The organism is Streptomyces sp. SudanB52_2052, from assembly GCF_964272415.1.
Lineage (GTDB): Bacteria > Actinomycetota > Actinomycetes > Streptomycetales > Streptomycetaceae > Streptomyces > Streptomyces olindensis.
In genome coordinates, this window is sequence record NZ_OZ186796.1 from 6,079,276 (window position 1) to 6,091,015 (window position 11,740).

7 protein-coding genes are annotated in these 11,740 nt (G+C 71.1%); 6 read left to right on the forward strand and 1 reads right to left on the reverse strand.

The window, feature by feature from the left end:
- The first annotated feature begins 125 nt into the window (after nt 1-125).
- The 4 genes from ACSUPV_RS27180 to ACSUPV_RS27195 all read left to right on the forward strand — a co-directional run bounded on the left by ACSUPV_RS27180 (nt 126) and on the right by ACSUPV_RS27195 (nt 7,439).
- Entirely contained in the window at nt 126-1,676 is a 1,551-nt protein-coding gene (locus tag ACSUPV_RS27180) for an alkaline phosphatase D family protein (protein ID WP_037767511.1), read from the forward strand.
- Between the two features lie 572 nt (nt 1,677-2,248).
- Nucleotides 2,249-3,745 (forward strand): bifunctional cytidylyltransferase/SDR family oxidoreductase, encoded by a 1,497-nt coding sequence (locus ACSUPV_RS27185; protein ID WP_031114094.1) that lies wholly within the window; start codon nt 2,249-2,251, stop codon nt 3,743-3,745.
- 202 nt (nt 3,746-3,947) lie between these two features.
- Entirely contained in the window at nt 3,948-6,026 is a 2,079-nt protein-coding gene (locus ACSUPV_RS27190; protein WP_037767508.1) for a hypothetical protein, read from the forward strand.
- A 204-nt stretch (nt 6,027-6,230) separates the two neighbouring features.
- Nucleotides 6,231-7,439: a glycosyltransferase family 2 protein gene (locus tag ACSUPV_RS27195; protein WP_031114092.1), complete on the forward strand. Its 1,209-nt coding sequence runs from the start codon at nt 6,231-6,233 to the stop codon at nt 7,437-7,439.
- A 140-nt stretch (nt 7,440-7,579) separates the two neighbouring features.
- Here ACSUPV_RS27195 and ACSUPV_RS27200 read toward each other — a convergent pair whose 3' ends face one another.
- Nucleotides 7,580-9,616: a hypothetical protein gene (locus ACSUPV_RS27200; protein WP_436948750.1), complete on the reverse strand. Its 2,037-nt coding sequence runs from the start codon at nt 9,614-9,616 to the stop codon at nt 7,580-7,582.
- A gap of 326 nt (nt 9,617-9,942) precedes the next feature.
- On the opposite strand from ACSUPV_RS27200, the gene proB reads away from it, so the two are divergent.
- Both proB and ACSUPV_RS27210 read left to right on the forward strand, forming a co-directional pair.
- Entirely contained in the window at nt 9,943-11,049 is a 1,107-nt protein-coding gene (gene proB, locus ACSUPV_RS27205; protein WP_037767500.1) for a glutamate 5-kinase, read from the forward strand.
- A gap of 146 nt (nt 11,050-11,195) precedes the next feature.
- The gene (locus tag ACSUPV_RS27210; RefSeq protein ID WP_031114083.1) at nt 11,196-11,654 is read left to right on the forward strand and encodes a hypothetical protein; all 459 of its coding nucleotides are present in this window, start codon (nt 11,196-11,198) and stop codon (nt 11,652-11,654) included.
- The last annotated feature ends 86 nt before the right edge of the window (nt 11,655-11,740 follow it).

Below are 11,740 nucleotides of genomic sequence, written 5' to 3' on the forward strand. Positions count from 1 at the left end.
GCGGCGGGTCTCCTTTTGTCTGCTTAGTTGTCATGTACGTGAACCCCGGCGTTCAGCGGGCGGACCGCCCGCGAGCGTGAAGCTTCCCAGTGTCCAAGTGGCCAGCGAGGTAAGGGAGTCAGCCGATGACCGGAGCAGTATCCCCCGACCGACGCCGCTTTCTGACCGCCGGTGCCGCGGTGCTCGGCGCCGCGGCCTCCGCCCAGCTGTGGGTTCCGGCCGCCGCCCACGCGGCCGAGACGCCGCTGCCCGACGGGGTGTTCAGCCTCGGCGTCGCCTCCGGGGACCCGCTGCCGGACGGCGTCGTGCTGTGGACCCGGCTCGCCCCGGACCCGCTGAACGGCGGCGGTATGCCCGACCGCGTGGTGCCGGTGGAGTGGCAGGTCGCGGAGGACTCCCGGTTCAGAAAGCTCGTCCGCCGGGGCACCGCCCAGGCCCGGCCCGAGTACGGGCACAGCGTTCACGTGGACGTACGCGGACTGCGCGCGGACCGTACCTACTGGTACCGCTTCCGCACCAGCGGACAGCTCTCGCCCACCGGCCGCACCCGCACCGCGCCCCACCCCTACAGCTCCGGTGGCTCCCTGCGCATGGCGCTGGCCTCCTGCCAGAACTGGCAGCACGGCTATTTCACGCCGTACGCCGACATGCTGGACCAGGACCCGGACGTCGTGGTGTTCGTCGGCGACTACATCTACGAGTCCACGCCCTCGGCGACGGCCCTGCGGCGGCACGAGGGCACCGGTGAGCCGTTCAGCCTCGTCCAGTACCGCAACCGGTACGCCCAGTACCGCACCGACCCGGACCTCGCGGCGATGCACGCGAACGCGCCGTTCGTGGTGACCTTCGACGACCACGAGGTGGACAACGACTTCGCCGGCGAGATCCCGCAGGACCCCGACAAGCAGCCGCACGACGCGTTCGTGGCCCGCCTGACCGCGGCCTACCAGGCGTTCTACGAGCACATGCCGGTGCGCGCCACCGCCGTCCCGAACGGCCCCCACATCCGGATGTACCGCCGCCTGGAGTTCGGCCGCCTGGCCCGTCTCAACGTCCTGGACACCCGCCAGTACCGCAGCGACCAGGCGACCAGCCAGGAAGGCGCCCAGGACCCGTCGCTGACCATGCTCGGCGCCCGCCAGAAGCAGTGGCTGCTGAACGGGCTCCAGGACTCGCCCGCCCGCTGGAACCTCATCGCCTCCCAGATCATGATGGCCGAGACGGACCTCAAGGTCGGCGAGGGCAAGCTCTGGTTCTACGACGCCTGGGACGGCTACCAGGCGGAACGCAACCGGTTCATGGAGGAGTTCAAGCAGGTCCGCAACCCGGTGGTGCTCTCCGGCGACCGGCACCTGACGATGATCAGCGACCTCAAGGAGGACTACGCCGACCCGGACTCCGCGGTCGTCGGCGCCGAGTTCGTCGGCACCTCCATCTCCAGCAACGGCGACCAGGACCAGGCGGCCTTCCGCAGGGAGTGGGACCCGCGGCGGCCCGACAACCCGCACTGGAAGCTGCTCGACGCGCACCGCGGCTACCACCTCTTCGACATCCGCCGGGCCGGGATCGACGCGCAGGTGAGGGTGGTCGACACGGTGCGGCAGCCGACGGCGACGCCGAGCACCCTGGCCCGCCTGCGGGTCGAGGCGGGCCGTCCGGGCGTCGAGGTCGTCTGACCCGGCCCACGACCCACCGGTGAGCCCGGGACTCCTCGGAGTCCCGGGCTCTTCGCCGTGCGCGACGGGCGAGCCGTGTGAGAAGTCCGACCCGCTCCTGAGGCGTATTGCTCTCGCCGAGACCGAATTGCTGCGGAATCTTGACCGGGAATTCCGCGGCAATGAGCCGCGGGGCGCGCCCTATTCGCGATCGGGTTCATGAAGAACGCGTGCAGTCCCCCGTCCCGGGGCGTGAAGATCCGCACACCGGGGCCTGGTCCGTGCCGCCTCCGGCGCCGGGCGCGGTGCGCGGGAGGCCGTCAAAGCGCGTACCGTGCACCGGACGTCGTCCAAGGAACTCGCGAAGGTCCTGGGTCACCGCTGCCGCAGGCGACTCCGACGCCGCTGCGCTCCTGTGGAGTTACTCACAGCGCATTTCGCGCACGTCCACGGAACCGTCTCACCAATCACCAGGAGTGAGAGGTGAATGGCAGGTTGCGCGCACATATGCGGCGGAGGTCGCTCACCTTGCACTGCGGTAACCACAAGTGGGACCATTTCCAAGTTCCCTGTCGCCCCAAGGTAGGTCACCTGTGTCCCAGCACATAGCCAAGCCCCGTACCACCGCAGTGATCCTGGCCGGTGGCACCGGTCAGCGGGTGGGTCTGTCGATCCCCAAGCAGCTGCTGAAGATCGCCGGCAAGGCAGTCATCGAGCACACGCTGACCACCTTCGAGAACGCCGACTCGATCGACGACGTCATCGTGCTGATGGCGCCGGGCTACGTGCCCGATGTCGAGAAGATCGTCGCGAAGGCCGGATTCAAGAAGGTCTCGAAGATCATCGAGGGCGGCTCCACGCGGAACGAGACCACCGAGCGCGCCATCTCCGCCCTGGGCGAGGGCCTGGCCGAGGGCGAGGACGTCAACGTCCTCTTCCACGACGCCGTGCGCCCCCTGCTGTCGCAGCGCGTCATCGACGACTGCGTCGCGGCGCTGGAGCGCTACCAGGCGGTCGACGTCGCCATCCCGTCCGCGGACACCATCATCGTCACGCGCACGCACGGCGAGGACGGCGAGTTCATCACCGAGATCCCGGACCGCTCCCGGCTGCGCCGCGGCCAGACCCCGCAGGCCTTCAAGCTGTCCACGATCAAGCGGGCCTACGAGGTCGCGTCCGGCGACCCCAACTTCCAGGCCACCGACGACTGCTCCGTGGTGCTCAAGTACCTGCCCGACGTGCCGATCCACGTCGTCGCGGGTGACGAGTACAACATGAAGGTCACCCAGCCCGTCGACGTCTTCATCGCCGACAAGCTCTTCCAGCTGGCCTCCACGGCCGCGCCCGAGCAGGTCTCGGAGGAGGCCTACCGTGAGCTGCTGACCGGCAAGACGGTCGTCGTCTTCGGCGGCTCCTACGGCATCGGCAAGGACATCGCCGAGCTCGCCGAGTCCTACGGCGCCACGGTCTACGCCCTGGGCCGCTCCACCACCGGCACCCACGTGGAGAACCCGGAGGAGGTCGACGACGCGCTGTCCAAGGCGTACGCCGAGACCGGCCGGATCGACTACGTGGTGAACACCGCCGGCGTGCTGCGCATCGGCAAGCTCGCCGAGACCGACAACGCCACCATCGAGGAGGCGCTGAAGGTCAACTACCTGGCCCCGGTGCAGATCGCCCGTTCGTCGTACAAGTACCTGTCCGAGACCAAGGGCCAGCTGCTCCTCTACACCTCCAGCAGCTACACCCGCGGCCGCGCCGAGTACAGCCTGTACTCCTCGACCAAGGCCGCGATGGTGAACCTCACCCAGGCCCTGTCCGACGAGTGGGCCGGTGACGGCGTCCGCGTCAACTGCATCAACCCCGAGCGCACGGCCACCCCGATGCGCACCAAGGCTTTCGGCCAGGAGCCGGCGGGCTCCCTGCTGTCCTCCGAGGCCGTGGCCCGCACCTCGCTGGACGTGCTGCTGTCCGAGCTGACCGGCCACGTCATCGACGTCCGTCAGCAGGACCCGACGGCCGGCGCGGCCCGGGCGTCCGGCTTCGAGCAGGCGCTGGCCTCGGTGCTGGACCGGCAGGACGGCGTGTAATAATTGGCGCCAAATAGACTTCAGTAATTCAGGCCTCTGCGCCCTCCTGTTAACGGGGTTCGTCAACAGGAGTGTTCGCAGGGGCCTGAATCCATACAGTCTCGCGAATATTCACAGACCAGCCGCATTTCAGAACAAGACCGGCACACCCCTCCCAAGAGCAGGTTTCTCCGTGATATCCACCGCTATTCGCGTCGCCCGGGTGGGCAGCGCGGCCGAGCTGGCCGCGGCGGTCCTCATGGTGGCGGGCTTCCCCGCTCTCATGCTGGCCGCGCTCGTCCCGAGCGTCCCCGCCTTCGCGGCAGCGGCCGCCGTGACGTACCTGGCGGACCACTATCTGCACCGCAAGGGCAGCTACCTGATCAACCGCCTCGGCAAGGTCCGGGCGGGCCTGTCGATCCGCTTCCTGATCCGGCAGCTGCTGCTCGTGCTGCTGCTGGCCCGGCTGTCCCTCGCGGACAACCTGATCTACTACGGGGCGATCGCCTGCTTCATCGCCTTCTACGGTCTGCAGGCCCCGCACGGCGCGCTGGTCCAGCTGATCCGCAACCGCCGCCGCATGCCGGTCGCCACGCGCAACATCGACCTGAAGTCCCGGATCCGGATCCCGGACGCCCCGCCGCGCGGGCTGCTGCACCGCTCCGCCGAGAAGATGCTGCACCTCGACCTCGCGGCGGTCGTCGGCATCCTGGTCGCCGCACAGGTCGAGTCGGCCCTGATCGGCTTCGTCGGCATCGGTATCACGGTCGCCCTCGGCACCCTGTACGTCCTGGCGCTCGTGCCGTACGTGCGCGGCCGGAAGATCCCGCCGAAGGCCGAGCGCGTGCTGGCCGCCGTCGACGACTGGCTGGGCGAGTACAAGCCGGAGACCGTCCTGTACTTCTCCGGTTCGAAGGACTCCGCCTACCAGGTCAACATGTGGCTGGACACCATGGAGAACCTGGACTCCAAGCCGCTGATCATCCTGCGTGAGCGGGTCATCCTGAACAACCTGGCGCCCACCACGGTCCCCGTCATCTGCGTGCCCGGAGGGGTGCACCTGATGAACCTGGACCTGTCCACGGTGCGCGTCGCGCTCTACGCGGCCAACGTCGGCAAGAACATCCACCTGCTGCGCGTGCCCACCATGAAGCACGTCTTCATCGGCCACGGCGACAGCGACAAGCTGGCCAGCGTCAACCCGTTCAGCAAGGTCTACGACGAGGTGTGGACCGCCGGCCGCGCGGGCCGCGACCGCTACGCCATCGCCGACGTCGGTGTCCGGGACGACGACATCGTCGAGGTCGGCCGCCCGCAGCTCGCCCCGATCCAGACCTGGCAGGGTGTCCCGGACGGCCGTATCCCCACGGTCCTGTATGCCCCCACCTGGGAGGGCTGGGACGGCAACCCGGGCAACACCTCGATCGTGCTCGCCGGGGAGAACATCGTGAACCGGCTGGTCACGGCCGACCCGCCGGTCCGGGTGCTGTACAAGCCGCACCCGTTCACCGGCACCGTCAGCAAGGAGGCCAAGGCCGCCCACCAGCGCATCACCGCCCTGGTCCGGAAGGCCGCCGCCGAGCGTGCCGCCGACTCGCGCTTCGCCGCCGACAGCGCAGCTCAGGCGCAGGCCAAGGCCGAGCTGGCCCGGATCGAGGCGCGCATCGCCGAGCTGGTCGGCACCGGCGGCGACAAGGGCCGCGACGAGGCCGAGGCCACCCGTGACGGGCTGGTCGACGCCGCCCGGCACGAGGAGGTCGCCCGGCTGCGCGCCGAGTGGAACGACGCCTACTGGCGTTCCTTCCCCACCTGGGAGCACCGCGTCATCACCGGCGCCGAGCCGCGGCTGTACGACTGCTTCAATGTCTCCGACGCGATGGTCTCGGACATCTCCAGCGTGGTCTCCGACTTCATCGCGAGCGGCAAGCCGTACGCGGTCACGGACTCCGCGGAGGTGGGCGCCGAGGAGTTCAAGCGGAACAACACGGCGGTGCGTGCCGCGGTGATCCTCTCCAACAGCGCGTCCGAGCTGGGCGAGCTGCTCGACGCGGTCCGGGACCCGGCCGCCGATCCGCTGGCCGAGGACCGCAAGGAGCTCAAGCAGTACCTGCTGGGGCCGGACGAGCCGACCTCCATCGACCAGTTCAACACCGCGGTCGCGAACCTCGCCATCAAGGCCGAGACGCGCAACGTCGGCCAGGAGTCAAGGGTCTCGGCCGCCGCCGAGGGCGAGCTGGCGAACGCCGTACCCGGGCAGCGGGTGTCCGCGGCCGGTGAGACGGACGGTGTCGGCACGGCCTGAACTGCCGCCGCCCGCTGAGGGGTTCGGCCCCCGAGGAGTCTTCCTCGGGGGCCGAACCCTTTCGCTTTCCCGATTCCTGTGGGTTCACCGTGTGAGGTGTCTCACTAACACGTGTGTTTGAGGCAACCGCTTGCCTCGATCACTCGTCTACCAAGTAGCGAATGAGGCGATACGGGGGGAATATCCCATTGACTAGGGGGAAACGTGACCGTTGCGCAGCCTGATGTGAGTGTGATCATCGGGGCGTACGAAGCGATGCCGTACCTGATCGAGTGCCTCGCGTCCGTCGAGGCACAGACCCTCGATCCGGAGCGCATCGAGGTCATCGCGGTGGACGACGGATCGACGGACGGCACGGGGGAGTACCTGGAGGAGTTCGCCGAGCGCGCTCCCATGCACGTCCTGGTGGTCCGGCAGCAGAACTCCGGCGGCCCCAGCGGCCCGCGCAACGTCGGCCTCGGCAAGGCGAGCGGACGTTACGTCTTCTTCCTCGACGCCGACGACCGGCTGGGCCCCGAGGCCCTGGAGCGGATGGTCGCCATGGCCGACCGCGCCGGCACGGACGTCGTCCTCGGCAAGGTCGAGGGCGTCAACCGCTCCGCGCCGAAGTCCATGTGGGGGAAGACGGTGGAGCGGACGGACGTCTTCTCCTCCAACATCAAGTTCACGCTCAGCGCGCAGAAGCTGTTCCGCCGTGAGCTGCTGGAGCGGCACGGCATGCGGTTCGACGAGTCGCTGTTCACCGGCGAGGACGCGCTGTTCACCATGGAGGCGTACCTGCGGGCGGACGGCGTCTCCGTGGTCGCCGACCACACCTGCTACTACCTGGTGGGCCGTGACGACGGCAAGCACGTGACCAAGAGCGGCAGTTACACACTGCGCTTCGACTCCGCGCGCGCCCTGATGAACCTCATCGCCGAGCACCTCCCGGCGGGCGGCCGGCGCGACCAGCTGATGATCCGGCCCTTCCTCGTCACCCTGCTGCCGCAGTTCGGGCCCAAGTACCTCACGGACAGCGAGGAGATCCGCCGGCACAAGTTCGAGCTGGCCAAGCCGCTGATGGACGCCTACTGGACGGAGGGCGTCGCCCAGCGCCTGAAGGTCCACGAGCGGCTGCGCCTGCACCTGGTCGCCGAGCAGCGCCCCGAACTGCTGCTGGACGTCGTGAAGTTCGTGAAGGCCAAGAAGCAGGCGGCGGCCCTCCTGGAGAGGAAGGGCCGCCGGGTCTACCTGGTCTACCCGCACTTCCGCGACCGGGCCGCGGGCATCCCCGACTCGGTGTACCTCGCCGAACCGCGCGAGGCCCGCGCCTTCCCGGGCTACCGCGAGGGCGGCGTGGACACGTTCATGCGGCGTGCGGTGCGCAAGGCGCGCCGGGTACTGCACTCACGCGAGGTGCGGCCGGCGGCGTGACCGTGGGCGGCGCCGGCGCCGGGCCTGCGTGGGCGACGTGCGGCCGGTGACCGCAGGCAGGCGCCGACGCCACGCCGACAGCGGTGCGGGGCCACCGGATTCCTCCAGTGGCCCCGCGGTTCGTCCCGTCGTCCTGTCCGTCAGCGCGGTGCGGCCGGGACCGCCGCCTCCGTGCGCTGGCCGGGCAGTTCCGCGGCCAGGCGCTCCGCCACCCGGGCCCGGTGGTCCCGGGCCTTCGCGCACAGCGCCCGTACGGCCTCGCCGAACCGCTCCTGCGACGACGGCTCGGCCGGCCCCAGCAGGCGCAGCTTCAACTCGGCCCGCGCCTCGGCCAGTCCGTCCTTCTCCGGGTGCCGGACGGCCTCCAGCAGCTCGGGCACCCCGGCCGCGTCCGGCGTGAGCACCGTCGCCGCCGCCACCGTCGGGAACGCCGCACGGAAGGCGTCCTCGGGCAGCCCGCTGGTGTTGGCGACCGCGTACGGCTTCCCGCTCGCCAGGAAGTCGCTGATCACGCTCGACACATCGCTGATCAGCAGGTCGGACACGTTGAAGCAGGAGTACAGCGCGGGCCGCGCGTCCGTGACCACCTGGTGCTCACCCTCCGGCAGCGAGGCCCAGTACGCCTCCTCCCACGCCGCCGTCGCCCGCGCCACCGCCTCCGCGCGGCCCGGCTCCGGCGCCGACTGCACCAGCATCCGCTCCACGGTGTCGGCCCCCGCCCGGAAGACCGACGTGGTGAGCCGGTCCAGCTCGGCGGCGCGGGCGGCCAGGTCCGCACCGGCCGGGGGACGCGCTTCGCCCCGCTCCCGGTTGGCCGCCCGGATCAGCTCCCGGATGCGCAGATCGGCGGCGCCCGCGCGCGGGTCCACCGACCCCGTCAGCGGATGCGGCTTGTACAGCAGTCGCACGCCCGGGTCGGCGAGCAGCGCCCGCACGAGGTTCTCGCCGGCCTCCACGACCGAGGTGTTGCCGGGGTTGCCGTCCCAGCCCTCCCAGGTCGGCGCGTACAGGACCGTCGTCCACGTCCCCGTCGGCGGGCCCGCGTAGGGCGTCACGCCGTCCAGCTGCGGGCGGCCCGTCTCCACCACGTCCTTGTCCTCGACGCCGACCTCGGCCAGCGCGTACCGCTCGCGGGCCGCCGGGCCGGCCACCCACACCTCGTCGTACGCCTTCGCGTACGGGTTGCACGAGGACAGCTTGTCGCTCTCGCCGTGGTTGACGAAGGTGTGCTTGATCGTGGGGATGCGCAGCACCTGCGAGGTCTTGCCGGAGTTCGACGGGTGGATGAGGACCTGGAGCGTGGAGTGCTCCAGCCGCATCAGCGTGGACACCTTCGGCAGGCACACGATCGGGATGTCCGTCGCGGCGATCTTCTGCACCATGAACCGCTCGCGCAGCACGATGACCGGCCTGCCGTCCAGCTTCGCGAGCGGCTCCAGCCACATGTTCGCCTGGTAGGCCGAGGAGGCGCCGCCGGAGAAGTACAGGCCGACGGTCGGCCGGTACGCGGCCAGCCACCCGTCGAACCACTCGAGCACCTCCTGCTCGCCCGCCGGGCGGCGTCCCGGCAGCAGCCGGAGCAGCAGCGCGCCGAGGCCGGTGAGCGCGAGGGCGAGGGAGAGCGCGACGCCCGCCGCCGCGTACACCGGCCGGTCGCCCGGCACGGACGCCAGCAGCCCGGCCGTCGCCGGCAGGCCGAACACCAGCAGCCGGTGGCCGGGGCGGCGCAGCAGCACGGACGGCGCCGGGGACAGCCGCAGCACCGAGGCGTCGATGTTCCGGGTCACCACCGGCAGGGTGCGGGTGCGGCGCACCAGCACGGAGACCGCCTGGATCGCGCAGTGCAGCACGTAGAACGCGAGCAGCCCGGCGACCAGCGGTGCGTACACCGTCTCCCGGTCCTGCTCGCCGAGCCGCAGCAGGGCCACGACCAGCAGCAGGTCCCGCAGGACGTGCCGCACGGTGATGTCCGCGTGCGACTTGGCGAACAGCGACAGCACCCCGCGCTGCCACCGGTACAGGGCGCCCTCGGTGGCCAGGGAGACGGCTGTCGCGGCGAGCAGCAGCGGGACGTGGGGCAGCAGCGCCGCGACCGCCTGGGCGGCGAACGCGGCGGCCAGGACGAAGGCGCCCAGCCCCTTGAACAGGGCCGGTGGGCGGGGGAGGGGTACGGGCACTGCGGTCTCCAGGAGCGTCGGGGCGGCCCAGGTCGGCCGTCCGGGTTAACGCGCGGCGACCTCCTGACGACACGCGCGTGTCCGGGGAGCGGGGGAGGGCGGGGGCCGGTGCGTGCCGGGGGGGGGGCGCCCGGCGCACGGAGCGTGGGGGTGTGACGGCCCGCGTCCCTCACCGCGAGGGCGTGGCCGTCGTCCCGTGACGCGGGCCGTACCGTCCGTAGCGTGGACCGGGGCCGCGTCCCCTCCGGCCGTCCCGTAGATTGCCTGGTGAGCGACCGCATCGGAGTGAGGGGACGGACGGCGACGTGGCAGGGGCAAGGCAGGCCGTGGGCGAGGCCCGCAGGATCGTCGTCAAGGTCGGGTCCTCCTCGCTGACCACCGCCTCCGGCGGCCTGGACGCGGACCGCGTGGACGCGCTGGTCGACGTGCTCGCCAAGGTCCGCAGCGGAGGCGAGCGCGAGATCGTCCTGGTCTCCTCGGGCGCCATCGCCGCCGGGCTGGCCCCGCTGGGCCTGCGCCGCCGCCCCAAGGACCTGGCCCGGCAGCAGGCCGCCGCCAGCGTCGGCCAGGGCCTGCTGGTCGCCCGCTACACCGCCTCCTTCGCCCGCTACGGCGTCCGCGTCGGCCAGGTGCTCCTGACCTCCGACGACATGAGCCGCCGCGCCCACCACCGCAACGCCTCGCGCACCCTCGACAAGCTGCTGGCGATGGGGGCCTTCCCGATCGTCAACGAGAACGACACCGTCGCCACGGACGAGATCCGCTTCGGCGACAACGACCGCCTCGCCGCCCTGGTCGCCCACCTCGTCCACGCCGACCTGCTGGTCCTGCTGTCCGACGTGGACGGCGTCTACGACGGGGACCCCGCGAAGCCCGGCACCTCCCGCATCGCCGAGGTGCGCGACCCCTCCGACCTCGCGGAGGTCGAGATCGGCAGCGCGGGCAAGGCCGGCGTCGGCACCGGCGGCATGGTCACCAAGGTCGAGGCCGCCCGGATCGCCGCGGCCGCCGGCGTCCCCGTCGTCCTCACCAGCGCGATCCACGCGGCCGACGCCCTGACCGGCCAGGACACCGGCACCTACTTCCACCCCACCGGCAAGCGCTCCGCCGACCGGCTGCTGTGGCTCCAGCACGCCTCCACCCCGCAGGGCGCGCTCACTCTGGACGACGGCGCCGTGCAGGCCGTCGTGGACCGCCGCAAGTCGCTGCTGCCGGCCGGGATCGCCGCCGTCGAGGGCGAGTTCAGCGCCGGTGACCCCGTCGAGCTGCGCGACGCCGCAGGGCACGCGGTGGCCCGCGGTCTGGTCAACTTCGACGCCAAGGAGATCCCCCGGCTGATCGGCCGCTCGACCCGGGAACTGGCGCGCGAACTCGGACCCGCGTACGAACGTGAGGTCGTACACAGGGACGACCTGGTGGTCCTGCACCCGTAATGTGTCGAAACGTCCGTCCCCGGTGGTGGACGTTCCGCAAAACCGCCACGCGATCCCTTGCGGCCTGCTCAACTTTGTCCCAGGGAACTGTTCCGCAGCAGCGCCACGAGCGGCGCCACTGAGCGAAGGAGGCCGTCGTGAGACGAGTGCGCCCTGGGACGCCGGCGTCCCGTGGTGGTACCGGCTCTCGCGCGGCCGGTGACGAGCGAGCCCTGACCAGTGTGGCGGCCGGGGACCGGTTCGAGGGCGAGGAACCCGCGGACACCCCGCGCCTGTGGCATGTCACCCTCAGCGTCTCCGGCAAGGAGGCCCCGCTCCCCGAGGTCCGGCGCGCCCTGGAGCAGCTCGCCCACGACCACCCCTTCCTCCTGACCAGCCGGTACGCCGTCGACCACGCGGAGATCCGCTACTGGGAGGAGGCCCGCGACCTGCACGACGCGGCCGCCGTCGCCCTGCGCCTGTGGGGCGAGCACCGGCAGACCGCCGGGCTGCCGCCCTGGGAGATCGTCGGCCTGGAGGTCATCGACCGCGCGACCTACCACCAGCGCATCGCCGAGGGATACGGGCCGCCGCCGGCGTCACCGGTCGGCGTGCATCCGTTTTGAACCGGTCCGGCCGGTCCCGGGAAGTGTTTCGGCAAGCGTCTCGGTAAGTGTCTCGGGGTGTGGAACACGCCGTGAACGGACCCGCT